General features: G+C 68.3%; 25 protein-coding genes. 12 read left to right on the forward strand and 13 right to left on the reverse strand.

Annotated features, from left to right (window positions below; genetic code table 11):
• Positions 1 to 5: 5 nt before the first annotated feature.
• A complete protein-coding gene (locus tag NI1_RS16080) occupies positions 6 to 359 on the reverse strand; it encodes a hypothetical protein (RefSeq protein ID WP_067820805.1) in 354 nt (117 codons plus the stop codon).
• 140 nt (positions 360 to 499) lie between these two features.
• Between NI1_RS16080 and NI1_RS16085 the strand changes: the two genes are divergently transcribed.
• Positions 500 to 1843 (forward strand): helix-turn-helix domain-containing protein, encoded by a 1344-nt coding sequence (locus NI1_RS16085; protein WP_157535151.1) that lies wholly within the window; start codon positions 500 to 502, stop codon positions 1841 to 1843.
• Positions 1840 to 2421 (forward strand): GNAT family N-acetyltransferase, encoded by a 582-nt coding sequence (locus tag NI1_RS16090; protein WP_067820810.1) that lies wholly within the window; start codon positions 1840 to 1842, stop codon positions 2419 to 2421. Before NI1_RS16085 ends, NI1_RS16090 begins: the two co-directional genes overlap by 4 nt.
• Here NI1_RS16090 and NI1_RS16095 read toward each other — a convergent pair.
• From NI1_RS16095 to NI1_RS16110, 4 genes are all read right to left on the reverse strand, one after another.
• Positions 2412 to 3185 (reverse strand): O-methyltransferase, encoded by a 774-nt coding sequence (locus tag NI1_RS16095; RefSeq protein ID WP_067820813.1) that lies wholly within the window; start codon positions 3183 to 3185, stop codon positions 2412 to 2414. The two genes, NI1_RS16090 and NI1_RS16095, sit on opposite strands and share 10 nt — an antisense overlap.
• 332 nt (positions 3186 to 3517) lie before the next feature.
• Positions 3518 to 4978 (reverse strand): SDR family NAD(P)-dependent oxidoreductase, encoded by a 1461-nt coding sequence (locus NI1_RS16100; RefSeq protein WP_067820816.1) that lies wholly within the window; start codon positions 4976 to 4978, stop codon positions 3518 to 3520.
• A gap of 93 nt (positions 4979 to 5071) precedes the next feature.
• Positions 5072 to 6604, reverse strand: coding sequence for a hypothetical protein (locus tag NI1_RS16105; protein WP_067820820.1), 1533 nt, complete (start codon positions 6602 to 6604; stop codon positions 5072 to 5074).
• Positions 6601 to 6816, reverse strand: a complete 216-nt coding sequence (locus tag NI1_RS16110) for a hypothetical protein (protein ID WP_067820823.1) — start codon at positions 6814 to 6816, stop codon at positions 6601 to 6603. Before NI1_RS16110 ends, NI1_RS16105 begins: the two co-directional genes overlap by 4 nt.
• Before the next feature lie 234 nt (positions 6817 to 7050).
• On the opposite strand from NI1_RS16110, the gene NI1_RS16115 reads away from it, so the two are divergent.
• From NI1_RS16115 to NI1_RS16125, 3 genes are all read left to right on the forward strand, one after another.
• Positions 7051 to 7746, forward strand: a complete 696-nt coding sequence (locus tag NI1_RS16115) for a TetR/AcrR family transcriptional regulator (RefSeq protein WP_245663247.1) — start codon at positions 7051 to 7053, stop codon at positions 7744 to 7746.
• A gap of 88 nt (positions 7747 to 7834) precedes the next feature.
• Entirely contained in the window at positions 7835 to 8980 is a 1146-nt protein-coding gene (locus tag NI1_RS16120; protein WP_067820828.1) for an acyl-CoA dehydrogenase family protein, read from the forward strand.
• 109 nt (positions 8981 to 9089) lie between these two features.
• Positions 9090 to 9725 (forward strand): TetR/AcrR family transcriptional regulator, encoded by a 636-nt coding sequence (locus tag NI1_RS16125; RefSeq protein ID WP_067822368.1) that lies wholly within the window; start codon positions 9090 to 9092, stop codon positions 9723 to 9725.
• A 142-nt stretch (positions 9726 to 9867) separates the two neighbouring features.
• Here the strand turns inward: NI1_RS16125 and NI1_RS16130 are convergent, their stop codons facing one another.
• Positions 9868 to 10788, reverse strand: a complete 921-nt coding sequence (locus NI1_RS16130; protein ID WP_067822372.1) for a LysR family transcriptional regulator — start codon at positions 10786 to 10788, stop codon at positions 9868 to 9870.
• A gap of 219 nt (positions 10789 to 11007) precedes the next feature.
• Between NI1_RS16130 and NI1_RS16135 the strand changes: the two genes are divergently transcribed.
• The 4 genes from NI1_RS16135 to NI1_RS16150 are packed head-to-tail and all read left to right on the forward strand — an operon-like array spanning position 11008 to position 13823.
• Complete coding sequence (locus tag NI1_RS16135) at positions 11008 to 11205, forward strand: hypothetical protein (protein ID WP_067820830.1); 198 nt, start codon at positions 11008 to 11010, stop codon at positions 11203 to 11205.
• Entirely contained in the window at positions 11205 to 12017 is an 813-nt protein-coding gene (locus NI1_RS16140) for an SDR family oxidoreductase (protein ID WP_084523302.1), read from the forward strand. The genes NI1_RS16135 and NI1_RS16140 overlap by 1 nt, the downstream gene beginning before the upstream one ends.
• Before the next feature lie 5 nt (positions 12018 to 12022).
• Positions 12023 to 13219, forward strand: coding sequence for an MFS transporter (locus tag NI1_RS16145; RefSeq protein WP_067820833.1), 1197 nt, complete (start codon positions 12023 to 12025; stop codon positions 13217 to 13219).
• A 40-nt stretch (positions 13220 to 13259) separates the two neighbouring features.
• The gene (locus NI1_RS16150; RefSeq protein ID WP_067820835.1) at positions 13260 to 13823 is read left to right on the forward strand and encodes a dihydrofolate reductase family protein; all 564 of its coding nucleotides are present in this window, start codon (positions 13260 to 13262) and stop codon (positions 13821 to 13823) included.
• A 6-nt stretch (positions 13824 to 13829) separates the two neighbouring features.
• On the opposite strand, the gene NI1_RS16155 is transcribed toward NI1_RS16150, so the two are convergent.
• Complete coding sequence (locus NI1_RS16155; protein WP_067820838.1) at positions 13830 to 15416, reverse strand: DUF4139 domain-containing protein; 1587 nt, start codon at positions 15414 to 15416, stop codon at positions 13830 to 13832.
• Between the two features lie 74 nt (positions 15417 to 15490).
• Here NI1_RS16155 and NI1_RS16160 point away from each other — a divergent pair, with 74 nt between their 5' ends.
• Entirely contained in the window at positions 15491 to 16327 is an 837-nt protein-coding gene (locus tag NI1_RS16160) for an LLM class F420-dependent oxidoreductase (RefSeq protein ID WP_067820841.1), read from the forward strand.
• On the opposite strand, the gene NI1_RS16165 is transcribed toward NI1_RS16160, so the two are convergent.
• The 6 genes from NI1_RS16165 to NI1_RS16190 all read right to left on the reverse strand — a co-directional run bounded on the left by NI1_RS16165 (position 16328) and on the right by NI1_RS16190 (position 20926).
• A complete protein-coding gene (locus tag NI1_RS16165) occupies positions 16328 to 16744 on the reverse strand; it encodes a VOC family protein (protein WP_067820844.1) in 417 nt (138 codons plus the stop codon).
• Between the two features lie 83 nt (positions 16745 to 16827).
• A complete protein-coding gene (locus NI1_RS16170) occupies positions 16828 to 17883 on the reverse strand; it encodes a DNA polymerase domain-containing protein (RefSeq protein WP_067822378.1) in 1056 nt (351 codons plus the stop codon).
• Between the two features lie 8 nt (positions 17884 to 17891).
• The gene (locus NI1_RS16175) at positions 17892 to 18995 is read right to left on the reverse strand and encodes an ATP-dependent DNA ligase (protein WP_218026757.1); all 1104 of its coding nucleotides are present in this window, start codon (positions 18993 to 18995) and stop codon (positions 17892 to 17894) included.
• Positions 18996 to 19047: 52 nt separating this feature from the next.
• Positions 19048 to 19440, reverse strand: coding sequence for a cold-shock protein (locus tag NI1_RS16180; protein ID WP_067820847.1), 393 nt, complete (start codon positions 19438 to 19440; stop codon positions 19048 to 19050).
• 40 nt (positions 19441 to 19480) lie between these two features.
• Positions 19481 to 20581: an SPFH domain-containing protein gene (locus tag NI1_RS16185; RefSeq protein WP_067820849.1), complete on the reverse strand. Its 1101-nt coding sequence runs from the start codon at positions 20579 to 20581 to the stop codon at positions 19481 to 19483.
• A gap of 45 nt (positions 20582 to 20626) precedes the next feature.
• Positions 20627 to 20926 carry an NfeD C-terminal domain-containing protein gene (locus NI1_RS16190; RefSeq protein ID WP_369690139.1) on the reverse strand — a complete coding sequence of 100 codons (300 nt, stop codon included), beginning with the start codon at positions 20924 to 20926 and terminating at the stop codon, positions 20627 to 20629.
• 181 nt (positions 20927 to 21107) lie between these two features.
• Between NI1_RS16190 and NI1_RS16195 the strand changes: the two genes are divergently transcribed.
• On the forward strand, positions 21108 to 22637 hold the full coding sequence (locus NI1_RS16195; protein WP_067822387.1) for a DHA2 family efflux MFS transporter permease subunit: 1530 nt from the start codon (positions 21108 to 21110) through the stop codon (positions 22635 to 22637).
• Positions 22638 to 22836: 199 nt separating this feature from the next.
• Positions 22837 to 25680 (forward strand): transglutaminase domain-containing protein, encoded by a 2844-nt coding sequence (locus NI1_RS16200; RefSeq protein ID WP_067820853.1) that lies wholly within the window; start codon positions 22837 to 22839, stop codon positions 25678 to 25680.
• The last annotated feature ends 210 nt before the right edge of the window (positions 25681 to 25890 follow it).

Here is a 25890-nt window from a genome sequence, read left to right on the forward strand (position 1 = left end):
CCAGCCTACGAGGACACTCGCCGCCCGTCTCTGAGGTCGGGCAGATCGCCGGTGGCGTACCGGGCGTAGGTGTGCTCGGGTTCCACCGTGATCACATCGGTTCTCGCCACCAGTTCCCCGGGCACCAGATCGCCTTCGAAGTGCCCGGGGCCGGGCACGATCACCGCCTCCACTCCTAATCGCTCCACCACCATGGCCAACCGGAGCACGGGTTCGTCGGTATGCGGTCCGAACACGATCGTCTTCCGCAACTCGTACCCCAGCCGTGCCGCCAGACTCCGGATCTGCGCCTCGTCCCACTGCTGGCGCTCGCCGGACACATCCCGACGCAGATAACCGATCGCGCCTGGTCTCACCATCCACCTCTTGTCTCGTTGTTTGCCGGGTTACGGCATGCCACGAGCCTGACGGAAATGGTCTCGCCGTCCCAGCCACGGAACTACAACGGAGGTAATACGCTTCCGATACGCACGGTTGCACCCCCAGGGCGGAAGTGGCGATGATCGTCAGCAGATGGACCGGTAAGGAAGTCCGAGCATTGCGCACGGCCGCCCTACGGCTGACGCAAGAGGAGTTCGCCGATGTCGCCGGGTATGTCCCGGCCACCATCCGGAAATGGGAACGGGCGACCACCCACCGCCCGATCGTCGGCAAGTCGGCACAGGTGCTGGACACCATCCTCACCCGGCTGGAAACCCCGCAACTGGAGCGTTTCACGTCGGCGCTCACCCCGCCGGAGGGACGGCAACCCCACGAGCATCCGGCCACCGCTGACGGACGGGCCGCGCTCGAGCACGGATCAGACACCGCGTTCGGTCTCTATTCCTGGGAGGTCGGTGACGCCGTGAAGAGGCGAGAATTCGGAAAACTGGCGGCGGTCGGCGCGACCGCGGCCTTCCTCGGCGCGGGCGGCGAACACGTCGGCATGAGCGATGTGCGGCGGCTGATGCACGGGGTGGCCGCACTGGAGCAGGAGGATCAGCGCATCGGCGGCGGGGCGCTGGTGGACTTCGCGGTGCAACAGCTCGCGAAAGCCAAGCACCGCTTGGACATCTGCGCGTACGACACCCCCACCGGGAACGCCTTCACCAGCGCGGTGGGCGAGCTCGCGGTCCAAACCGGTTGGCTGGCCTACGATTCCGCGCGGCATCCACTGGCGCGGCGTTGCTACGCGGATGCTCTGGCGCTCGGCACCGAGGCCGACGACCGCGATCTCATCGCACACGCCTGCCTGAGCGCCGCCACCCAGTCGATCTCGTTGTCCCGCACCGGTTCCGGCAGCCCGTATCACGCCATCAAGCTCATCGACCGGGCCCGTGACCTGATGCGCGGGCGGCCACCGGGCCGGATCCACGCCCTGGTCGCGGTGCGCGACGCGCAGGCGTACGCCATGCTCGCCGACCGTCCCGCCTTCGAACGCGCCATCGCCACCGCCTGGCGGGAGCTCGATTACGCCACCACCTACGAGGCGCTCGCCGACTGCCCGCAGTGGTTGCGTTTCGTCACCCGCCTGGAGATCGTCGGCCACGAGGCGCGCGGCTGGGCGGACCTGGGTGAATTCGACCGGGCCGTGGCGCTTTTCGAGGGCGCCACCGGTGGGGACGGCAGCGCCCGCAACGATGCCAACCTGCGCGCCTGGTCCGCCGCCACCCGCGCCCGCATGGGTGATCTGCACGGCGCGCTCGGCGAAGCCCTGCCCGTGGTGGTGGACCTGGCCGAGGTGTCCTCGGTCCGCACCCTCAGCGTGCTGGAGCCCGTCCGGGCGGCCACCACGCATCTGGCCGCCGCTGACGATTTCGGCCGCCGGTTCGACCTACTGTCCCGGAAAGCTATCACCGCATGACGCTCTCGTTCCCCGGTCTCGAATTCCAGCATTTCACCGCCGCACAGGCGCGCCGGCATCGAGACCTCGTGGAAGACGTGTTCCGCCGCTCCTACGTCGAGGCCATCGACTCCGGTGACCCGTTCGAATCCCCGGCCGCCTTCATGGCGCGCTTCGACGCCTACACCGCGCCCTCCCGGTCCTCCGGTTTCGTGCTGGTGCTGGCGCACGTCGACGGTAAGCCGGCCGGCCAAACCTGGGGCTGGCCACTGACTCCCGGCTCGGCCTGGTGGCAGCACCTGGTGCTGGACCAGGGCGATCCCGTCGAATTCACCACCGAAACCGGTCACCGCACCTTCGCGCTGTCGGAGATCATGGTCTGCGCCGAGTACACCGGCCGTGGGCTGGCCCGGCGGCTGCACGACGAAATCCTCGGCAGCCGAAGCGAATCGCGGGCGACGCTGCTGGTGGATCCGGCGAATCAGCGCGCCTACGATCGCTACCTGTCCTGGGGCTGGCAACGGGTGGGCAGGCTGCGGCCGTCCTGGGCCGATGCCCCCGAGTTCGATGTGCTGCTGCGGGAGCTACCTCAGCGCTGATACACCGACTCGAGCACCAGATCCCGCAGCAGGGACTGATATTCGACATGGGTGCGATGCTCGGTGGTGCGCCACGACCGGCCTTCCTCGTCCCGCATGTAGCGGCGATAACCCGGTGCGCCCGGGACGCCGACATTGTCGGCGAGCACCACGCTGCCGCGATGGAACCAGCCGGCGCCGATCAGCGTCTTCAGATCGGGCAGGTAGGCGTCCTTGTCGTGATCGATGAAGACGAAATCCAGTGTGCCGGGCCCGAACCCGTGATCGGCCAGCCGGGCCATGGTCTTGCCGTCGTCGCCGATGCTGCCGTCCAGCACGCTCACCCGGTCGGACAGGCCCGCGTGATCGATGACGGCACGGGCGATCTCGGCATTGGCCGGATTGAACTCGACCGAGACCAATAGATCGTCGGGGGAGAGGGCGCGTCCGGTGCGGACGGCGCTGTAGCCGCAGTACGCGCCCAGTTCGAGCAGCAGGTGCGGCTCGGCGCGCGCGAGCGCGGCGTCGAGGATGAGGCCCTTCTCGTCGCCGATATTGACCAGCATGCGGTGGTCGCGGGCGAAGTCGTCGAAGGCGGCGAGCACACTGTCGGGGTCGCCGGCGGTGGAGTGGGCCAGCACGTACGCGCGGGCTGCGGCTTCGCGTCCGTCACCTACCTGGCCGGTGCGCACGAAAGTCGGTGCGCCGAGCACGAATCGGATCCAGGACCATCGCAGAAACGGAACCCGATCGCGCAGGACCGAGCCAATACCCTTGCTGCCCATGGTGATCGATTATCGCCGACCCGGCGGGGCGGGGGAGGGGATTGGTTGATAGAGGCATCTCCACATGCGGATATGCGCAGTTTGTGATGTATGTCCGGAAGTGTCGGTATCGCTTCGCGTCAGGCATCCCGGGCGAGGAGCCGGCCGATTCGGCTGGTCACGCTTGTGTCGGCGTATATACGCACCCCCTTTACTGGCCTTATGTTTTACATATCAATACTTAGATATGCGCATCTACGCATGTAAAAGTGCTTCAGGTAGTAGAAGACTCCCAAAAACCAAAGGATTAAAGACCAGCCCATGAAGAGAGAGGCCGCTCGGCCCCTCCGGATTCACCAGTTGGAGGGTTCGTAGTCCTTGAGGAAGACGCCGTGCAGATCGTCGCCGTCTTCGCCGCGCACGATCGGGTCGTACACCCGCGCCGCGCCGTCGACCAGGTCGAGGGGAGCGTGGAACCCTTCCTCGGCGAGGCGGATCTTGGTGTAGTGCGGACGCTCGTCGGTGATCCAGCCGGTGTCGACGGCGGTCATGAGAATCCGGTCGGTCTCGAACATTTCGCGCGCGCTCGTGCGGGTGAGCATGTTCAGCGCGGCCTTGGCCATATTGGTGTGCGGATGCCCGGGGCCCTTGTAGCCGCGGGCGAAGACGCCTTCCATGGCCGAGACGTTGACGACGTACTTGCGTTTGGCCGCGGCCGAGGCCATGGAGGCGCGCAGGCGCGAGATCAGGATGAACGGGGCGACCGAGTTGCACAGCTGCACTTCGAGCAGTTCGGTGGCATCGACCTCGCCGACGCCCTGCACCCAGCTGTTGGTGTGCGCGAGATCGGGTACGAGGCCGCCCGCGTCGATGGCGACGCCGGCCGAAATGCGTTCGGGGGTGGCCGATCCGGCGACCAGGGCGAGGTCGGTGATGTCCTCGGCGGTGAGCGAGGGTGTCAGCGATGCGGTCAGCGCGGTCGGGTGCGCCTGCATGGTCTTGCCGAAGGTGACGACGTCGGGGAGTTCGCCGGCGGGCAGCGGCCCGTTCTCGGCTTCGACGAGTGCGCTGTAGGCGCCCGCGCTGCGGCGCACGGTCTGCGCGGCGTTGTTGATCAGGATGTCGAGGGGGCCTTGTGCCGCGACGTCATCGGCAAGGGCGACGACCTGGGCGGGATCGCGCAGGTCGATGCCGACGATGCGCAGCCGGTGCAGCCAGTCGGCGCTGTCGGGCTGGGCGGCGAAGCGGCGGATGGCGTCGTTCGGGAATCGGGTGGTGATGGTCAGGTGCGCGCCGTCGCGGAGTAGTCGCAGCGCGATGTACATGCCGATCTTGGCGCGGCCGCCGGTGAGCAGTGCGCGTCGTCCGGTGAGGTCGGTGCGGGCGTCGCGTTTGGCGTGGCTGCGGGCGGCGCAGTCGGGGCAGAGCTGGTGGTAGAAGGCGTCGACGCGGGTGTATCGCTGCTTGCAGATGTAGCAGGGGCGCGGCCGGATGAGGGTACCGGCGCTGCCGTCCTCGGTGGCGGAGCTGATGGGGATGCCCGCGGTCTCGTCGTCGATGCGGCTGGGTGATCCGGTGGCGGTGGCCGCGACGACGGCGCGGTCGGCGGCGGCGACGGCTTCGCGTGATTCGATGCGCTTGTTGCGCTTGAGCTTTTTGAACATGCGCCCGACGGCGCGCTGCACGGTGATGGAGTCGGGGTGCTTGGCGTCGAGTTGGCCCGCTTGTTCCAGGACGCGCAGGCAGGTGGCCAGCTCGTCGGGGTCGATGGCCGGTGCGTGGGTCTGGTCTACCGGGGTGGTGTGCTCGGCCATCGGGAGGTGCGCTGATCCTTCGTGTGCGGGGTGGGGGACGGTCCATTCTCGCATCGCGCCGTCGGGTGACGGCTCCCCACCCCGCCGCGGGGGTTATTCGGTGTGGGCGCCGACGGGTTCGAGTTGGTCGGCGTCGGTGTCCCGGCCGAGTTCGCGGGCGCGTTCGGCGAGCAGGGGCAGCAGGTTGGCGGGGATTTCGTCGCGGACTTGAATGAGGGCCTGCCACACCACGTCCGGGGTTTCGGGGGTGAGTGCGGTGAGGAATTCCTCGAGTTCGTCCATGCCGTCGATGATTTGCAGGACGCGGGGGCGGCCGCTGGGTTCCTGGGCGAGGGCGATGTCGACGAGGGTGTGGATGTTGTCGCTGCGGGAGGCGGTGAGGATGGCGGCCAGGAGTTGGTCGCGGGACAGGTCGCCGATGGCTGCGGCGAGGGTGGGTTTGGCGCTGTCGGGCAGGGCGTCGACGAGTGGCAGGGCTTGGGACCAGAGGTCGTTGTCGGCGGTGGCGGTGATGACGGCGCGCAGTACTTCGGTTTCCTGCATGACGGGCAGTCCGGCCATGCGGCGGCGGTGGTCGTCGGTGAGGGTGAGGGCGATGGGGATGAGGGCGTCCCAGAGTCCGGCGGTGTCGGCGTCGCGGATGAGTTGGCCGAGGCGTTCGTCGTCTTGTTCGCCGACGCGGGTGGCGATGAATTCGAGTGCGGGGGTGGGCAGGTGGCCGGCGAGGGGTAGCAGGTCGACCCATTGGCCGCCGTCGAGGGCGGTGTCCATGACGGCGGCGAGGACGGGTTCGGCGTGTACGGCGGGGCGTTCGGCGAACAGGCGCAGGCTGTCGTGGCTCATGGCGCTGGTGATGGGCAGCAGGGTCGCCCAGGCGTCGAGTTCGGCGACGGCGCCGATGAGGGCGTCGAGGACGTCGCCGCCGAGGCCGGCGGTGATGTCGCCGATCCAGGCGCGGTTGTGGGGTGCGATGGAGTCGAGCAGGTCGATGCCTTCGGCCCACATGTTCTGGGTGTGGGCGGCGCGGATGACGCCGGCGACGCGGTCGGAGACGATGTGCAGGACGTCGTCGATGGCGGATTTGTCTTCGAGCAGGAAGCCGATGCGCAGCAGGTCGGTGTCGCTCATGATGGGTGCGGCCGCGCGCAGGGCGGGTTCGGGGACGACGTGTACGAAGCGGCCCATGGTGATGTGGTCGCCGCGGGCGAGTAGTTCGCGGGCGACGTCGGCGACCATTTTGGGTGGTACGGCGGCGATGATGTCGGCGGTGCGGCGGGGGTCGAGCAGGACCGAGCATTCGGCGAGGAATCGGGTGGGCAGGGCTTTGGCGATGTCGATGGCGCGCTGTGGTTCGACGGCGCCGGCGACGGCGGCGCAGAGGACGGGTCCGAAGGCGCGTTCGGCCATTTTGGAGCTGATGCCGACGGGGACGAGTTTGCTGGCGGCAGCGATGCCTTTGAGCCGCTTGGCGTCTCGGTCGAAGAGCAGGTCGGTGGCGCGTTCGCGGAATTCGCGGATGGCGGCGGGTGGCAGGTCGACGAGGAAGTCGAGTTCGGTGGGGTCGGTGATGCCGAGGAGCCGGGCGAGTTTGGTGGTTTCGGCGACGGCGACGAGGTGTTCGCTCACAGGCCCAGTGCTTTCTTGACGGCCGGGCGCATGAGGCGCGGCACGATGTCGAGGGAGTTGCCGATGGCGTTGTCGAGGCTTTCGCCGCGGCGGGTGAGCGCGGTGGTGAGGAGGCGTTCGAGTTCGGTGTGGTCGGCGTCGCTGAGCCGGTCGAAGGCGGCGGGTAGTGGCGCCCCGAGGGTGTCGGCGAGTTGGGTTGCTGGGTGTGTCATCGGCGTCTTTCCGGTCGAAAGCGTCTGGTTTCCGTGCCGGTGTGACCCCTGCGCACACCGGTGCGTACCGCCGGTACGGTTATCGATACTGGCAGTACGTTCGAGGTGAATGCAATGCCGTGTGGCGGACCTCGGATGTGTCGTCTGTCACGTGTCTACCCGGTAACGACGCGGACAAACCGGGCGGGATGCTGGGGGAGGGCGGCGTACCGGCGGTACATGTACACTCGGCGGGTGGCTCGTACCAGTGCCGGTTCCGTGCGCCCGGTTTCCCGTGACGACATCGTGGACGCTGCGATCCGGGTGATCGATCGCGACGGCCCGCGCCCGAGCATGGACGACATCGCCCGCGAAGCGAACATCACCAAGCCGCGCCTGTACCGGCAGTTCGCGGACAAGGGGGATCTGTTCACCGAGATCGCCGATCGGATGTCGCGGCAGGCGTTTTCGGCGGCGGGCAGCGATATGACGCTCATGCTCCAGCCCCCGCGCGCGGCCTTGCGCAAGGTGTTCACCTTGTACGCGCAGGGAATCCTGGAGCACCCCAACGTCTTCCGCTACCTGGGTCAGGCCCCGGTGTTGCAGCAGTCGGGTTCGGGTGTGCTGCAACTGGATCTGGGCCGGGCCGCCGCGCGGCGGCTGACCAAGATGGCGCAGCAGATCGCCGAGGCCGTACCCCTGGATACCGCGGGGCTGGACTACCTTTCGCGCGCGCTGATCGGTGCGGTGGTCGCCATCACCGATCTGTGGCTGACCGATTCGGATACGCCCACACCGGAGCAGACCACCGAGTTCGTCGCGCAGGCCACCGAGCTCACCTGGGGTTTGATCGATGGCTATCTGCGTCGTCAGGGCATCGAAGCCGATCCGGACACGCCGATCTTCACCACGCTCGCCGAGGTCAATCAGTCCCGCGCCGGCGGTCATTGACACTCTGTTGACACTTCGCCAATAGCGCTGCATCCTTGGTCTCGACACGGCGATGTGTCGCACGCGGCAACGAGCGAAGGAACTTTCGATGGCACGCCCCGCCTGGAGCGACGACGAGGTCGAAGCGGTACGTGGTCTGGCGACCACATTCTTCGAGAAGGAGGTGGTGCCGCACGAGGAGAAGTTCGTCGAACAGGGCCACCCCGACCGCGCCCTCTACAACCGGGCCGGTGAACTCGGCCTGCTGTGCGCGGCCATCCCGGCCGAATACGGCGGCGGCGGAGGCACGTTCGCGCACGAGGCCGCCATCATCGAAGCCCAGACCCACGCCGGGGACGGTGCGCTGGGCATGTCGGTGCACTCCTCGATCATCGCGCCCTACATCCACCAGTTCGGGTCCGAGGAGCTCAAGGCCCGGGTGCTGCCCAAGGCCGCCTCGGGGGAGATCGTGCTCTCGATCGGCATGACCGAACCGGGCACCGGCTCGGATCTGCAATCGATCAAGACGCGGGCGGTGCGCGAGGGCGACGAGTACGTCATCACCGGTTCGAAGATCTTCATCTCCAACGGCTGGCTCTGCGACGGCATCGTCATCGCCTGCAAAACCGACACCTCCCAGGGCGCGGCGGGCATCTCACTGATCTACGCCGACGTCTGCGACGACACCCCGGGATTCAATCGCGGCCGCATCCTGTCCAAGATCGGCGGCAAGGGCCAGGACACCGCCGAGCTGTTCTTCGACGGCCTGCGCGTGCCGGTCTCGAACCTGCTCGGTGACGCCGAAGGCCAGGGCTTCTATCAGATGATGGCCATGCTGGCGCAGGAACGTCTGGTCACCGGCATTCTCGCGGTCTCGATGACCGAGCGCGCGGTCGAGCTGACCATCGATTACACCAAGGGCCGTGAGGCTTTCGGCAAACCGCTGTTCGCCATGCAGAACACCCGGTTCGAGCTCGCCGAGTGCGCCACCATCGCCAAGGTCAGCCGCGTGTTCCTGGACGACTGCATCACCAAACACCTGGCCGGACAGCTCGATATCCCCACCGCCGCCATGTCGAAGTACTGGTTGACCGATCAACTCGGTAATGTGGTGGATCGCTGCCTTCAGTTCTTCGGCGGCTACGGATACATGACCGAGTATCCGATTGCCCAGCTGTACACCGGCGCCCGGGTTCTGCGGATCCTCGCGGGCGCCAACGAGGTGATGAAGGACCTCATTGCCCGCTCACTCTGACGTCGCACCGCCGGCCACGCCCGGCCGCGACAACGACACCGCGTCGCCGGAGCACTCCGGCGACGATCTCGGCAGCGCTGCGCCCGGCAAGCCCGTGGGCGAGAGCGCGATCGAGCCGACCGCACCCGAGACCGACGCCCCCTCCCGGCGGCGTCGCCTCGAACCCGACGAACGGCGCGCCCAGATCCTCTCGTGCGCCATCGACATGTTCGGCGAACGCCCGTACGCGGCGGTCTCCACCGCGGAACTGGCCGCCCGCGCCGGCGTGGCCCGGGGTCTGATCAACCACTACTTCGGCAACAAACGCGACCTGTACCTGGCGGTCGTGCGCCGCATGGTGACCCTGCCGCGCCCGGAGAAGATGGCCGCCCCCACCGGCAGTACCCGCGAACGCGTGGAGGCCAGCGTGGCCTGGCTGCTGGACACCATCGGCGAGCACGGCAGCACCTGGGTGAAGGTCACCGGGCACGAAGGCGTCGGCGACGACCCGGAAGTGCAGCGCATCCTGGACGAAGCCGACTACGCCGCCGCCGACCGGATGGTCCAGATGATGGGCCTGTCCGATTCGCTGCACAGCGCCGAATTGCGTGCCCTGGTGCGCTGTTACGGCGGCCTGGTCAAGGCCGCCGGCCGGGAATGGATCGTGCGCGGCAGCCTGACCCGCGAACACGTGCACGCCCTGCTGGCCGACTCCCTGGAAACCCTGGTGGCCCAGACGTTCCCGAAGGTCAACGGCACCCGCTGAGCCGGCCTTCGTCCCGGCGTCCGACACACCAGTCGATGCGGCGTGCTCCCGGCCGGAATCTCACCTACCGCAGTGAGATTCCCGTCGAAAGCGTGCCGCGGTGACGAAAAGGGCCGCGCGGGCAGCAGATTCGTCCCGCGGCTCAGGCCGCCGTGGCCGCCGGGCGGGTGTAGCCGGTGATCAGGCGCACCTCGGCGATCATGCGCGCGATCAAGGCGTGCGGGGCGGTATCGGTCCACACCACGGCCAGTTCCGAGGGCGGGGCGTCGGTGACCGGACGCCAGACCACCGAGGTCAGCGGGATCCAGCGGCTCAAGGGTTCCGGGGCCAGCCAGACGCCCTTGCCGCGCGCCACCATTAGCAGGGCGTCCTCGAGCGCGGTGACCGCGGGGCCGCGCAGGGCGGGGGAGCCGTCCGGGCGCGGGTCGGCGATCCAATGGCAGAGGTTCTCCTCGGACAGGAAGATGTCCGGCCGGATCACCGGTTCGGCCGCCAGATCGGTCAGCGTCACCGAATCCTGCTGGGCCAGCGCATGTTTCGGTGACAGGGCGACGGCGCGGTGGTCGGTGCGGATGGCCGCGTGGTGCAGCACCGGATCCCCGAGCGGAGTCCACATGAACGCCGCATCGCATTCGCCCGACAGCAGCAGGGCCCGCTCCTGGGGCGGGGTGTGCACGGTGACCAGTTCGACTTCCAGGCCCGGGACCGCGGCCTCCATGGCATCGGCGACCTCGGTGGCGAACAGGGCGGTCGCGTACGGGCAGCAGGCCACGCGCAGCCGGCCCAGCCGCCCGCTCTCGGTGGCGCGCACCCGTTCCGCGAGTTCGCCCGCGTCCGCGACCAGTTCCCGGCCGCCGCGCTCGAGCTCCACTCCGGCGGGCGTCAGCAGCACCCCGCGGGAGGTGCGCACCAGCAGCGTCACCCCGATCGCGCGTTCGAGCTGCTGGATCTGCGCCGACAGCGTCTGCTGGGTCAGGTGCAGGCGCGCAGAGGCGCGGGTGATGTTCAGCTCCTCGGCCACCACCAGGAACGACTGCAACTGACGAATATCGAGAGCTATCACGCGATCACCGTACGCGAGGGGCGAATCAGCCGCCGCGCGAGCCGAATTCATCCACATCGATGCTGGTAGAGCGAATGTCGCTGGGCCACAGGAAATGTCGGTGGCCGATACAGAAAGCTCCTGTTTCCGTTCCGGTCGCGGGCACAGCAAGCTGAAAGCAACAGCGAGCGACCCGCCCGCTGCGCCTCGGCCCCGACCCCCGCGAAGGACAGCTCGACCATGATCACCACACCGCCCGACCACGCCGCTGCCGCCGCGACCACCGGCGCGCGCGGCACTCTCACCGGGCCCGCCGGCTCCGGAACCGGCAGCACCGAGCGGACTTTCGGCCGCCGTCCCTCCTGGCGCAGCCGCAACTGCTTCACCCCCGCGCGCACCGAACAGCCCGCCGTGACCGACCCGCACGGCCGCACCTGATGGACACCGCCGTCCCGTGCGAGCAATACGGCCGGCGCGACGCAGCGAGCGCCGCCGCACGCGATCTCACCGGCAAGGTGGCGCTGGTGATCGGCGGCAGCCGCGATCAAGGTGCGGCGTGCGCGGAATCGATGGCGGCACGCGGCGCGGTCACCGTGCTCACCTACTCCCGCGGCGAGCATGCCGCCGCCCGCACCCTGGCCCGGCTGGACCGGTACGCGGTGCCGGTGGAGGCCATCCGCTCCGACGCCACCCGCTCCGAGGATGTGACGCGGCTGTTCTCGGGCGTGAAAACCCGGCACGGACGCATCGACATCGTCGTGCACACCGTCGGCAGCATGCGCTCGAAGGCGTTGTCGGACTCCACCGACGCCGATTTCGATCTGCTGATCGACAGCAATGTCCGCAGCGTCTTCCACACCTTGCGGGCCGCCACCGCGCACCTGGCCGACCACGGCCGATACGTGGTGATCAGCAGCGCGCTCCCGCCCGCCGGGCGCGGGCTGTACGCGGCGGCCAAAGCGGCGGTCGACACCCTGGTCGTCGCCGCCGCGCACGAACTGGCGGCCCGCGACATCACTGTCAACGCGGTCGCCCCGGGCCCGGTCGGCGATAGCGCGGCGGGCGAGGATCAGCCCCTGCCCGCCTCCCCGCGTGGCCGGCTCGGCCAGCCCGAGGACGTCGCCCGGGTCGTGGAGTGGCTGACTTCGACCGGCGCGGACTGGGTTTCGGGCCAGACGATCCGCGTCGACGGCAGCCCACACCTCGGCCTGACCGCAAGCCGGCCTCACACAGAACGATTCCAGGAGTAACCGAAATGACTTCAGTAACCGAATCATCCACTGCACCAGGCGAATCCGAGCGCGTGTCCTGGCATCGCTGGCTGGGGGTGGGTGCGGTGGCCGTGGGCACCTTCGCCATGGTCACCTCCGAACAGCTGCCCGTCGGCCTGCTCACCTCGGTCGGCGCCGACCTGCACGTCTCCGAGGGCACCGCCGGACTCATGGTGACCGCGCCCGGCCTGGTCGCCTCGGCCACCGCACCGGTGCTGCCGGTCGCGATCGGCCGGCTCGATCGCCGCCTGGTGCTGCTCGGCCTGATCGTCCTCATGGTCGCGGCCAACGTCTTGTCCGCCACCGCACCGTCTTTCGCGGTCCTGCTCGGCTCCCGCGTACTGATCGGCATCGCCATCGGCGGCTTCTGGGCGCTGGCCGCGGGCATCGCGGTGCGCATGGTGCCCGACCGCTACGTCCCGCAAGCCACCGCCATCGCCTTCGGCGGCGCCACCGCCGCGAACGTACTCGGCGTCCCCGCCGGCACCCTGATCGGTGAACTCACCGACTGGCGAGTGGCTTTCGGGCTGCTGGGCGGACTCGGATTGCTGGTGGTGGCCGCCCTGCTCCTGCTGCTACCGCCGCTGCCGGCCGGCACGCCCGTCCATTTGCGTACGCTCGCCGCACAATTCCGCAACCCGGTCGTACGCACCGGCGTGCTCATGACCTTCCTGCTGGTCAGCGGTCACTTCGCGGCCTTCACCTTCATCAGCCCGATCTTGCAGGACCACGCCGGAATCGACAAGGCGATGATCGGGCCCGCCCTGCTGGCCTTCGGAATCGCGGGCATCGTCGGCAATTTCGTGACCGGCACGGCCACCGGCCGCAATATCCACGCCACCCTGGTCACCATCAGCGTCACCCTGGCCACCGTCCTGATCCTGGTCGCCCTCCTCGGCGCCACCCCCATCACCGCGATCGCACTGCTGATCGCCTGGGGTCTGGCCTTCGGTGGCATCCCGGTCGGCGTGCAGACCTGGATCCTGCGCGCCGCCCCCGATTCCACCGAGGCCGCAACCGCATTGAACACCGCCACGTTCAACCTCGCGATCGCCTCGGGCGCACTCTTCGGCGGCCTCCTCACCGACTCGATCGCCCTGACCGCGGTGCTGTGGTTCGGCGCCGCACTCAGCGCGCTCGCCTCGGTCGCGGTATGGCTCACCCCGGCCGGCGACCGGTAAAAGACCACCATCGAATACCGGCTCGTGTCAGTGTGATGCCATGCGGAAACTCACCTTCGGCATGAACCTGAGCCTGGACGGCTACATCGCCGCGCCCGGCGACGACCTCGGCTGGAGTGCACCCGACGACGAGTTGTTCCAGTGGTGGTCCGACCGGGTCGCGGCGACGGGCCTGGCGCTGTACGGGCGCAAATTGTGGGAGACGATGAGCTCCCACTGGCCGACCGCCGACCAGCAGCCGGGTGTCACCCCGGCGCAGGCCGAGTACGCCCGGCGCTGGCGGGACATGCCGAAGGTGGTGTTCTCGGCCACCACCCGCGACGTCGACTGGAACACCCGCCTGGTCACCGGCGACGCGGTCACCGAGATCACCCGGCTCAAAGGCGAGGACGGCGGCCCCATGGATATCGCCGGCGCCACCCTCGCCGCCGCGGCCATGCGGGCCGGGCTGATCGACGAGTACGTCACCGTCACCCACCCGGTCCTGGTGGGCGGCGGCACGCCGTTCTTCACGACCCTGGACAACTGGGTGAACCTGAAGCTGGTGGAGACCCGGACCTTTCCCGGCGGCGTGCTGCTGGCCAGGTACCAGACCAGGCGCTGAGTGGTGCTACTCCCGCCAGCCCGCCAACTCGATGCCGCGGGCGGTGTCCACCCGGAATCCGACCGTAATCTCTACGGCCGCATTGGATTCCAGGGCCAGCTCCCAGGTGAGCTCTCCGAGTTCGGTGCGCTCCTTGGGATCCGGGCGGCAGGTGACATCCTTGACCGTGATGCCGTCGTCACGTGACACCGGAAGCTGGTCGAGGACAGTGATTTCGGTGGCGCGTGGCGAATGGTTGGCGACCTTGATGCGGTATTGGGCTTCGCGGCGTTTGCTGCTGCCGATCATCGCCTTGCCCGCGGTGCGGCGGATCAGCTCTCGTTCGACCCGGATACGGTCGTCCACACCGAGATTCAACTCCACCTCCTCACCCGGCGCCCACACCTCGAGGGTGGTGGTGCCGACGAACTCGTCCTCGTGGAACACCGACGCCTTTCCCGGCCGCAACGCATGCTCGGAGGTATTGATCGCGGTGGCGCGCAGGAACGCCTCGGTGCCGGCGACCGGTGCGGTGACATGGTCGAGGGTGGCGCCCAGGTCGATGACCGTCACCGTGGTGCGATGCGCCGAACCATCGGCCGGCACCGCGACCGTGCGGGTGGGGCGATAGGTGGTGGCGGCGACACCGTGCTCGACCACGGCCTGCGGCGGGGGCGTGAAACTTCGGCGCGCCATCATCCGGGGTGCGGACGGCACGGCACTCTCGCCGTCGGGCATTGCGCCCGGCGCCGCGCCGTAACCCCCGGCCGCCACCGGGACCGGCGCAGGCGGCACCGGTGGGAGTTTGCGGTCCAGGAACCAGGGTTCGAGCTCGGGCAGCCGCGCCGCGATCGCCGGGCGCGCCGTGGACAGCGCGAGCTCGCACTCGGGCCAATCCTCCCCGGTGTTCTGGGTGATCTCCGCATGCCAGGTCAGGGTGAGTTGTTCACCGCGCAACCGGATGTCGTAGCTCGAGACCCAGCGCGCGTCGTCGAGCACATACGACAGCTCCACCTCGACCGGCCCGTCCGCCCGCACCTCCAGATCGACCACCACCGCCTGCCGATCCGGGGCGCTCTGACGACGCAATGCCGCCAATTCCCGCTCCACGGCGTGCAATTCCTGCTCGCAGCGCCGACGTTGCTCGGCCAGCTCGCGTTTGCCGGCCAGCGCGTCCGAGAGCTGACGCGCCATGGCGTCGTTCACCGTCGCGATCCGCTGCGGCTCGATCTTGCTGTGCGCCAGCGCTTTCGCCAGCGTCTCCCCGGATTTGCGGCCGATCTCGCGCAGCAATTCGATGCGCCCCTCGGCGACGGCCTCGCTGTCGGTCACCTCCGCCAACCCCAGCCGGGCCGCCAGTGCCCGCTTCTCCAGCTCGTGCACCGTCTCATCCGGTGATCGCGGATTGCGTGCCGTGGTGACATCCACCCCGACCACGCTCGCCTCGCCGCGCCCGTTGATGCGCACCGAATCGCGCAGCAAACCCAGCGGTAGTCCGCCGATCTCCACCCGTCGCGCCCCGGTTTCGAGGTCGAGGGTGGCGCGGCGCGTGATTCTGGCCTGACCGGGATAGACGGTCACGGCGACGATCGGTGCTTGCACGGTGTCGGTCACCCCGCGAGGCTACGCGCCCGCACCCGCCGCCCGCACCGGGAATTGCCTGAGATATCCAGGTGTTGCGGACTCGTATGACGACAGACGATCTCGGGAAATACGGTGTTTGGCAAGCCTATTCGACGATGACACCGCAGGCGGCCCGCGAAATCGAGGAACTCGGTTACGGTGCCATCTGGCTGGGCGGCTCCCCGGCCGCGGACTGGGACGGCTACGACGGCCTGCTCGAGGCCACCGCATCGATCACCATCGCCACCAGCATCGTCAACATCTGGTCGTCCCCGGCCAAGACCGCCGCCGACACCTACCATCGCCTCGAACAGCGATTCCCCGGCCGCTTCCTGCTCGGTGTCGGCGCGGGCCATCGCGAGAACGACGGTGATTACACCAAACCCTATGACGCCCTGGTCGCCTACCTCGACGAACTCGACGAACTCGGCGTCCCCCAGCGCGGGCGCGCCCTGGCCGCTCTCGGCCCGCGCGTCGCGAAGCTGGCCCGCGACCGCACCGCCGCCGCCCTGCCGTACCTCACCGTCCCCGAGCACGTCGCCGAATTGCGTACCCAGCTCGGGCCCGACGCGCTCATCATCCCCGAACACAAGGTGGTCTTGGACACCGATGCGGACCGGGCGCGCGCGGCCGCACGCCCGGTCATCGGCTTCTACACCGGCCTGTCCAACTACACGAACAACCTGCGCCGCTTCGGTTTCGACGACGCCGACCTGACCACCCCCGGCAGCGATCGCCTCTTCGATGCCGTCGTGGCCCACGGCGACGCCGACCGGGTCGCCGACCAGGTCACCGCCCACTTGCGCGCCGGCGGTGACCACATCGCGGTGCAGATCCTCGGTGCTCACGACACCCTGCCCGCGCTGCGCGCGCTGGCGCCGGTGCTCGCCGCCCGCGCCTGATCACAGGTGCGCGACCAGCTCCAGCGCGATGTTGTCGGGGTCGCGGAACTCCAGGATCGCCATCAGTCCGAGCTCTTTGATCGGTTCGTGCGCGATGCCGTGCTCGTCCAGCAGCACGGCCGCGGCCTCGAGCGCGGCCCGATCGGGCACCGTGAACGCCAGATGATCCAGCCCGCACCGGTCTTCGTGGAATTCGTCCTCGGCGACCGGCCGCAACCCCAGCAACTGGTTGTCACCGAGCCGGTAGAGCACACCGCCGAACAGGAACCCCAGCGCCTTGCGCGTCGCCTCGTCGGCGTTCTCGGGATGCTCGATGAGGATCGGCCAGTCGAAGACCGTCTCGTAGAACTTGCGTGAGGCTTCGATATCGGAAACCGTCAGCCGCACATGGTCGATGGAGGTGGTTGCGATAGGCATGCGCCGATGCTGCCACGCCCCGCAAATAATGGAAAGAGTTCCTTTCGTAATTCGGGAGGTGGTGCCGGGCAGGGCATTGCGGGCTACTGCTCGGCATCCTTGGCGCGAGCCTTGCTCGGCTGCACGCGCGGCGGCTCGCCCGGCATCTTCGGATACACCGGCGGCCACGGCGCATCCATCAGCCCGGCGGCCATGTCCTTGTCCGACATCTCGAGCAGCGGCGTGATCGACTGCGGGGTGCGGTCGGCCCACGGATCACCGAGCTCGGCGACCCGGGCGGGCACAGTGGCGATGGTCAGCTGCTCGGGCACGATCTCGGCCAGCTCGTCCCAGGCGATCGGGGTGGAGACCTGCGCGCCGACCTTCGGGCGCACACACCACGCGCCGAAAACCGTTTTGTGCGGGGCGTTCTGGTTGAAATCGACGAAGACGCGGGAGCCGCGCTCCTCCTTCCACCAGGCCGCGGTGATGGTGTCGGGATGGCGGCGCTCCAGCTCGCGGGCCAGCGCGACCGCGGCGGCCCGCACCTGGTAGCCGTCCCATTCCGGTCGCAGCAGGGCGTACAGATGCAGGCCGCGCGAGCCGGATGTCTTGACCCGCACGTCGATTCCCAGTTCCCGGCACAGCTCGCGCACCCGGAACGCGGCCGCGCGCAGATCCTCGAAGGAGATGCCGGGGGAGGGATCGAGGTCGATGCGCAACTCGTCGGTGACCCCGGTCGGCGGCAGCACCGCGCCGGCCGCGTCGTACACCGGGGGCGCGGTGCTGACCTTGTCGGCGTCGGCGTGGGTGGGCCAGACGTGAAAACCCAAGCAGCCCAAGTTGACCGCCCACAGGATGTGCGCCATATCGGCCGCCACCAGTGCGTCGCTGACGGTGCCGTTCGGAGTGGAGACCTCGGTGGTCTGCAACCACTCCGGCACCGACTTGGGTACTCGTTTCTGGAACCACGATTTACCGCCGGCCCCATCGGGATAACGCTCGAGCAGCAGCGGCCGATCGCGCACGGTACGCATCAACGGCTCACCCACGGCCAGGTAGTACTCGACCAGATCGCGTTTGGTCTCACCGCGTTCGGTGAAGTACACCTTGCCGGGATTGGAGATGGTGACCGTGCGCCCGTCGACCTGCACGCTCATCGACTCCTTCACCGCCCGGCCTCCTTCGCGGCTCTGGCCTCGGCGAAGATATCGGCCAGCTCGGCCGGTGCCACCTCGTCGAGCTGAGCGTAGGTACACGATTCGGGGGTGCGGTCGGTGCGGAAACGCACCAGCCGGCCACCGTGGCGCAGCCGTCTCGCCATCACGTGCTCATAGCGCACCTCACCGACCAGCTCGGGCCGCAACGGCTCCCACGACAGATCCTTGCCGCCGGTCCAGCGCGAGACCCCGCCGGGCATCTTGCCCTCTGCCTTGGCCTGGGCGGCGGCATCGGCCCAGCTGCGCCACGGATGGTTGTCCAGGGCGTACTCGCGCAAGGGTTTCAATTCGTCCACCAACTCTTGACGGCGTTTGGCGGTGAAACTGCTCGCCACCCCGACGTGATGCAGGTTACCTTCGTCGTCGAACAACCCCAGCAGCAGCGATCCCACGCCCTGGCCGTCCTTGTACCAGCGGAATCCGGCGATCACGCAGTCCGCGGTGCGCTCGTGCTTGATCTTGAACATCAGGCGTTTGTCCTGCATGTAGGGCAGATCGGCGGCCTTGGCCATCACTCCGTCGAAGCCCGCGCCCTCGAATCGGGTGAACCAGTCCTGCGCCACCTCGGGATCGGAGGTGATCGGGGTGATGTGGGCGCGCGTGTCGTCCGCGGTGTCCAGGATGGTTTCCAGGAGTTTGCGGCGCTCGGCGAAGGGCTGCTCGGTCAGGTCCCGATCGCCCAGGGCCAGCAGGTCGAAACCGACGAAGCTGGCCGGGGTTTCCGCGGCCAGCTTCTTGACCCGTGAGGCCGCCGGATGCAGCCGCTGTTGCAGCGTGTCGAAATCCAGTCCGTTCGCGGTGACCACCACGATCTCCCCGTCGATGACGCACCGCGGCGGCAGCACCTGACCCAGCAGCTCCACCAGTTCGGGGAAGTACCGGGTCAGGGGCCGGTCGTTGCGGGATCCGAGTTCGATCTCGTCGCCGTCGCGGAAGACGATGCAGCGGAAGCCGTCCCATTTGGGTTCGTACAACAGCCCGGGATCGCGTGGCAGCTCCGAGATCGATTTCGCCAGCATCGGTTTGACCGGCGGCATGACGGGCAGATCCACGCGACCTCCTCGGTTGAGAGTCCTTACCCGAGACGATCGTAATCCGAACCGGTCAGTTTTCGATCCAGCCGTGCTGATCCGCGAACGCCGTCAATCGATCCCGGATGGTCAGGATCTCCCCGGCCGTCAGCGCCGGCGAGGCGTCCAGCAGCAACTCGGTGATCAGCCGCTTGTGCTCGGTCGCGGTCAGCTGCCCGCCCGCCCCGCGCTCCTTCTTGTGCCGCACCGGCGGCGCGCTCTGCCCGGCGACCAAGGCCAGGTTGACCGCTTTGGGCCCCCGATCACCCTCGGTCACATCGAATTCGAACACCCGCCCCTGCCGCAATTCGTCCTCGTCCAACCCGATGTCGTTGACATGGACGAACACGTCCGGCCCACCGTCTTCCGGACGGATGAAACCGAAACCCCGAGAACTATCGAACGACACCAATTTCCCGATGGACACCTAAACACCCGCTCCTCGTCGCGTCCCTCTCGCGGTCACTCTAGTCCGCGTGCTGATCATTGTTGGAGGAAAGTGCCTTTTGCAACGAATTGAACACCGTCAAGCCCTGTCCCACCATGCCGTTCACCAATTCGCTCACCCCGTCCGGGCCGTTGAGCACGGTCAGATTCGCATTCGAGAGCCCGCCCGCGGCCTGCTTGACGATCTCGGGCAGCTGCTCGATCAGCAACTGGTCCAAGGCGATCCGATTGTTGCTCGCGGCCGCCTCGGCCTGGATGCGGGTGCGATCGGCCTCGGCCACCGCCAGGATCCGCACCCGTTCCGCCTCTGCCAGGGCCGGTTTCACCACTTCGGCCTGCAACTGCTGCTCGCGCAGTTCGGCCTCCTTGCGGGCCTGCTCGGCGCGCGCGGTCAGCACCTCCTGCAACGCGGTGGCCTGCGCGAGCGGACCCGCCTGCGCCGCTTCGGCATTGGCCTTGTCGATATCGCGCTGATACTGCGCGCGCAGGATCGCGGTCTCGCGCTGATACTCGGCCTGCTTGCGCTGGGACTCCTGCTCGGCTTGGGCGGCCACCATGGCCGCGGCGGCCTGGGCGACCTGCGCGTCGCGCTGCACCGCGGCATTGTGCGGGGCGGCCAGCGCGGCGATATAGCCCAGATTGCCGTCGTCGATCGATTGGATCTGGAACGAATCGACGGTCAAACCGATCGAGCCCATCTCGATCTTCGAGGCGATCAGCACCTCGTCGGCCAGCTTCTGGCGCTCGCGGATGATCTCCTCCACCGTCATCGAGCCCACGATCGAACGCAGATGCCCGGAGAAGATGCGCCCGGTCAGCACCGACATCTCCCGCTCCTGCTCGGACAGGAACCGTTGCGCCGCATTGACGATCGACTGCGTGTCGTTGGCGACCTTGAACGCGATCACCGCCCGTACATCCAACTGGATGGCCTGCTTGGTGACGCAGCGTTCGCCGATCTCGGACTCGAACATCGCCAGCGACAGATACCGCACCTTGCGGAAGAACGGCATCACCCAGGTGCCCTGCCCGATCACCACCTTGAACGGTGCGTTGTCCTTGGTGCTGCCGCCGGACACGAGCATCGCCTCGTCCGGATCGGGCACGTGATAACCCAGCACGACTTCTCTCCCCTCGGTACTCGGGAGAACCACTCTCCCGAGAAGTCAATCGCCGGGCAGGGGAATCCACGCAACAACATCGACCACACGCCCGGGATGCACCCCCACCACCAGCACCGGGCTGCCCGCGGGCAGTGCCTCCTCGGATTGCGCGATGTAGAGCTCGGTTCCCCCGCGGATGGCGACCAATACCTCCCCGAGCGTTCCCGCGCCGCGGATCGGCGAGGTGAGCGTACCCGTCAAACCCAGTACCGGGTCGATCATCGCGATGAACTCCTCCAACCGCTGGAAAACCCAGCGTACGAGCAGGATCGGCGCAGCGGGCAAGCGGGCGGGCACGATCATGTTCGCCCGAGATTCGCTACCGGTCGGTATGGTGGGTGGGGTTCGCGTTCGGGCACGCGGCGTCGGCCACGATGACGACGGCCGGCCCCCGCCCTCCCGCCGAGGGCGCTGATCGGGTGCGCGCGCGTGTCGCTGGTAAAAGATGCTGGTTCCCCGACCTCCGACCTGGCAGGCTGAAGCGGTGACAACACCTCCGGATACCCAGGCGGCCGACGCCGCCGACGACAAACTAGACGCGCGCGTCCTCAAGATCGCCGGTGTGGTGGTGCTCGGGGCGATCATGTCGATCCTCGACATCACCGTCGTGAACATCGCGCTGCCGAAGTTCCAGCAGACCTTCGACACCACCACCGCCGTCGCCGCCTGGTCGCTGACCGGCTACACCCTGGCCCTGGCCACGGTCATCCCGCTGACGGGCTGGGCCGCCGACCGCTTCGGCACCAAACGCCTCTACATGCTGGCGCTGGTGCTGTTCGTGGCCGGCTCGGTGCTGTGCGCGACCGCGTTCAGCATCGAATCGCTGATCGCCTTCCGCGTCATCCAGGGCCTGGGCGGCGGCATGCTGATGCCGCTCGGCATGACGATCATGACCCACGCCGCCGGGCCCCAGCGCATCGGCCGCGTCATGGCGGTGCTGGGCGTGCCCATGCTGCTGGGGCCGATCGGCGGCCCGATCCTGGGCGGCTGGCTCATCGACAGCTTCAGCTGGCACTGGATCTTCCTGATCAACCTGCCCATCGGCATCGTGGCGCTGTTCCTGGCCTGGCGGATCTTCCCCGCCGACCGGCCCGAACCCTCGGAAACCTTCGACTTCGTCGGAATGCTGCTCGCCTCACCGGGTTTGGCACTGTTCCTCTACGGCGTCTCCTCCATCCCCGGCGAAGGCACCGTACTGGCCAAGAAGGTGCTCATCCCGGCCGTCATCGGCCTGGCACTGCTGGTGGCGTTCGTGTTCCACGCACTGCGCACCAAACACCCGCTCATCGACCTGCACCTGTTCCAGAACAAGTCGCTGCGCTATGCCACGCTCACCATGACCCTGTTCGCCATGGCGTTCTTCGGCTCCAGCCTGCTGCTGCCGCTGTATCTGCAACAGGTGCGCGGGGAATCGACCCTGGCCGCCGGTCTGCTCATCGCCCCGCAGGGCCTGGGCGCCATGCTCACCATGCCCATCGCGGGCCGGTTGGTCGACAAGATCGGGCCCGGCAAGATCGTGCTCACCGGTATCACCATCATCTCCATCGGGATGGCGTTCCTGACCCAGATCAAAGCCGACACCCCGTATCCGCTGATGTGCGGCGCGCTGTTCATCACCGGTCTGGGCATGGGCTGCACCATGATGCCCACCATGACCGCCGCCATCCAGACCCTCACCCACGGTCAGGTCGCACGCGGCTCCACCCTGATGAACATCGTCAACCAGACCGCCGGATCCATCGGCACCGCAACCATTTCCGTGGTGCTGACCAGCCTGCTCAACGATCACGAGGCAGCGGGGGTGGCGATCGCCTCCAACTACGATCCCTCGATCGCCTCGAAGGTCCCGGCACCGGTACTGGCCGAAGGCTTCGATCAGGCCGCCTCGGCGTTCGGGCACACCTTCATCATCGCCCTGGTGCTGCTGCTGGCCACGCTCGTCCCGGCCGCGTTCCTGCCGCGCACCAAACCGGCCAACCCCGAAGCGGCGGAGAAAGCCATCATGGCGCACTAGCGTTCCCGCCCGCCGAGATTCACCGATCGCCCGCCCCGGTAGCAGCCGGAGCGGGCGATCGGCGTTCCGGTGCAGGTGAGAGCGGCGGGGGCGAGTAGTGCGCGGCAGCGGAATCGGGTAGCCGGGCACGCGGGTGCCGGCGCGAACTCGCGGTGATGCTGGAGACGGGTCGGGAAGATCCAGCCACCCAGGGGGAGCCATGACACTCGGACCGGACATCAACGACAGGTACCCGATTCAGGAGAGCCTGTCCCCACCCGAGATCGCGCGCCCGGTGTACGAATGCGCGCAGGCGGTCTACGTCACCGGATTCCTCGCGCACGCCCTGGTGCGGGTCTACGCCAACGGCAACGACCTGCTCGCCGAGACCGAACCGCCCTTCGGATTCGCCACCATCACCCTGCGCCGGGCGGTCGCCGCCGGCGAGGTCCTCACCGCGCAACAGGTCGTCGCCGGGCAGCGCAGCCAGCATTCACTGCAACCGGTCACCGTGGAACCCTTGGACGGCAACCGGATTCGCACCACCCAACCGGTGATCGCCGCACCGGTGTACGAATGCGGCATCGTGGTGCCGGTCGGGAATCTGGTGCCCAGCACACAGGTGCACGTCACCGAGAACGGCGGGCAGATCGGGGCGATGGCCGCGGCGCAGCCATACCATCCCGTGGTCACCGCGCCACTGCACGCGGGCAGCAGCGTGCGTGCGGCCGCCATCGCCTGCGAGGGCACCGATCACGAGGTCCGCGGCCCCGAATCCGGTGCTGTCACACCGCTGGCCGCGCCGGTACCCCCGCCCGCGCCACGGGTGGACGCCGCCACCTTGATTCCCGGCAACGACGCGGTAACCCTGACCGGGCTGCTGGTCGGCGCGGCCGTCGAGATCTTCGACAACGGGGTGTCGGTCTCCTCGGGCTGGTACGCCACCGCTGACGCCAACTACTTCCCGTTGCAGCGCAGGCTCTCCAACACCCCGATCACCGCGCGACAGCAATTGTGCGGCAATGTCAGTCCGGAGTCGGCTCCGGAGACACCGCGCGCGAAGCTGCGCGCACCACAGGTGGTCGGGCCGATCTGCGCGGGCGCCCGGCACGTGGTCGTTCGCGGGTCGGTGATCAACGCGGCGGTGGTGGTGCTGCGCAACGGCAGTCCCATGACCCACGGCGGCGCGGCCCCCGGCGACCTGATTCTCGCGCTCGGACAGGGCGCGCAATTGGCGGCCGGTGATGTCATCAGCGCCGTGCAGTACATGAACGGCACCCTCAGCCCCGTCTCCAATACGGTGACGGTGTCCTCCGGGCTCGAAGCGCCCGTCATCGAAATCGACGGCGGGCACCCGTTCTTCGCGCCCGCCCCGGGCGAACAGGCGATTGCGGGCGGAGTGTTCCCGCGTGGGCGCGGCGGCCCCCGCATCCGGATCCAAGCCTGCTGCCGGGACCGGGTGGTCGCCTGGCTCACCGGGCCCGGCGGCGAACACGTCGCCGATCTCGCACCGGCCCAGCTGTATCCGGGCTACTACACCGCCGCCTGGGACTGGCAGAACCAGGCCGGATGGGCGGTACCGGCGGGGATTCCGGTGGGCGAGTATCAGGTGCACGTCCGCAGCGCCTGCCAGGACCGCGAGGGCCGGGCCTCGTTCTTCGTGATCTTCGACCCGGACGCGGCCGGCGGGCCGGCGCGCTTCGCCTTCGACCCCGCCGCGGTCTGGTTCGGCAGCGGCACCAACAGCATTCAGGGACTGCACTACTACCTGCGATGCAGCGACTGGCGCGTGTTCCGGATCGCTATCACCGCGGCCGCGCGGGCCGTGGACCCCTACACCGCGGCGGTCGCGGTGGCGCGCGCCGAGGAGAGCCTGTTCGGCTACAGCCTCAGCTATCACACCCAGGACGTGCTGGACCTGATCACCAACTACTCCGAGACCCAATGCGCCGACGACGCCGCCTGCCTGACCGCGCTGCTGCGCGCCATCGGCGTGCCCGCCCACCCGGTCACCGCGGACGCCGCCCTCGAAACCGGCGCCGCCGATTGGACATTCGATACCTGGATCGAGTTCCTCGCCGCGCACGGCGGCGCGCCGCAATGGTGGGCGCTGCATCCGCACCAATACCCGGGCATGGCCCCGGAGACCCGCGCGCAGTTCGGGGTGCGCGGGGTGGCGAGCAAATCGTTCAACGATCTCATCGTGATGGCCAACGAGAACTGGATATTCGCCCAGCTCGACGACGGAGCCTCCGATGTCACCTACAGCCGCAACGAATGCCGGGAACCGCAGCAGTCCATCGCCAAGGCGTCCTGGATCGACGAGTTGTGTGAAGCCGGGTATTGGTCGCAACCGCATTGGGATTGCGCCGGGGTACGGACTCGCTCGCTCGCGCCGGGCAACGGATTCCGGATCACCGACGGCGAACCCGTCTACGGCGGACGCATCGTCGGCACGGTCGAGCTGGTCAACGCCGAAACCGCGCGCGTATTCGGCAGCGCCGCAGTCGATCTCGTCGTGCACCGGATCGAGGAGAAGGGATTCGACCGGGTGATCGGCACCGCGCGGCGCGAGATCGCTGTGGACCCCGACGACGCCGTGGAGCTCGAGTTCGAATTCGATCTGCCCTCCACCCTGGCGCCAGGGGAGAATCTCTACCTGCGTGCCCGGCTGGACCGGCGCACCGCGCTGATCCGGCACCTGCGCCTGCCGCAAACGCTCACCGCCGAAATCGACCTGCCCGGTGAATGGGGCGTCGGCGAGGAGCACACCGTGCCGATCCTGCTCGAGAACCGGGGCGACGACACCGTGACCGGGCTGACCCTGGAACTGCTCGCCCCCTACGCCCTGCATATCGAGGCCTTGGACAATCGCATCCCCGATCTGGAATCCGGTGCGCGAGTAGAACTCTCGGCGCGAGTACGCGCGATCGCACCCCTGCCCTCGGGCAGCGTTCACATCGCGATCGCCAGCCGAAATGCCGGTGCAGTACTGCTACGCCGACCCTTCCAGGTCCGTGCCGACGCGACCGGCGAGGTCATGGTCAGCGTGCGACCGGACTGAAACCCACTCGCGCCGGTACCTGGGCCGCCGTCGTTGGCATCGTGTCCGCCGGGTTCATCATGTTCGTCGGCGGCGGTCATCTGTTCGCGCCGCAGAAGATGGCCTTCGGGGTTCGGCTTCACCGACCGGCCGCACCCCGAGGCCCACGGCTTCCTGAACGTCAAGGGCATCCGCGATGTGGACGACGAACTTGCCGTCAGCCGATTCGGA

The sequence above is a fragment of the Nocardia inohanensis NBRC 100128 genome (genome assembly GCF_001612945.1).
Classification (GTDB): domain Bacteria; phylum Actinomycetota; class Actinomycetes; order Mycobacteriales; family Mycobacteriaceae; genus Nocardia; species Nocardia inohanensis.

Bases quoted from the DNA above. Each gene is read 5' to 3' on its own strand.
- NI1_RS16080 (WP_067820805.1), bottom strand. From the start codon at position 359: ATGGTGAGACCAGGCGCGATCGGTTATCTGCGTCGGGATGTGTCCGGC.
- NI1_RS16085 (WP_157535151.1), top strand. From the start codon at position 500: ATGATCGTCAGCAGATGGACCGGTAAGGAAGTCCGAGCATTGCGCACG.
- NI1_RS16090 (WP_067820810.1), top strand. From the start codon at position 1,840: ATGACGCTCTCGTTCCCCGGTCTCGAATTCCAGCATTTCACCGCCGCA.
- NI1_RS16095 (WP_067820813.1), bottom strand. From the start codon at position 3,185: ATGGGCAGCAAGGGTATTGGCTCGGTCCTGCGCGATCGGGTTCCGTTT.
- NI1_RS16100 (WP_067820816.1), bottom strand. From the start codon at position 4,978: ATGGCCGAGCACACCACCCCGGTAGACCAGACCCACGCACCGGCCATC.
- NI1_RS16110 (WP_067820823.1), bottom strand. From the start codon at position 6,816: ATGACACACCCAGCAACCCAACTCGCCGACACCCTCGGGGCGCCACTA.
- NI1_RS16120 (WP_067820828.1), top strand. From the start codon at position 7,835: ATGGCACGCCCCGCCTGGAGCGACGACGAGGTCGAAGCGGTACGTGGT.
- NI1_RS16135 (WP_067820830.1), top strand. From the start codon at position 11,008: ATGATCACCACACCGCCCGACCACGCCGCTGCCGCCGCGACCACCGGC.
- NI1_RS16140 (WP_084523302.1), top strand. From the start codon at position 11,205: ATGGACACCGCCGTCCCGTGCGAGCAATACGGCCGGCGCGACGCAGCG.
- NI1_RS16145 (WP_067820833.1), top strand. From the start codon at position 12,023: ATGACTTCAGTAACCGAATCATCCACTGCACCAGGCGAATCCGAGCGC.
- NI1_RS16150 (WP_067820835.1), top strand. From the start codon at position 13,260: ATGCGGAAACTCACCTTCGGCATGAACCTGAGCCTGGACGGCTACATC.
- NI1_RS16160 (WP_067820841.1), top strand. From the start codon at position 15,491: ATGACGACAGACGATCTCGGGAAATACGGTGTTTGGCAAGCCTATTCG.
- NI1_RS16165 (WP_067820844.1), bottom strand. From the start codon at position 16,744: ATGCCTATCGCAACCACCTCCATCGACCATGTGCGGCTGACGGTTTCC.
- NI1_RS16170 (WP_067822378.1), bottom strand. From the start codon at position 17,883: ATGAGCGTGCAGGTCGACGGGCGCACGGTCACCATCTCCAATCCCGGC.
- NI1_RS16190 (WP_369690139.1), bottom strand. From the start codon at position 20,926: ATGATCGTGCCCGCCCGCTTGCCCGCTGCGCCGATCCTGCTCGTACGC.
- NI1_RS16200 (WP_067820853.1), top strand. From the start codon at position 22,837: ATGACACTCGGACCGGACATCAACGACAGGTACCCGATTCAGGAGAGC.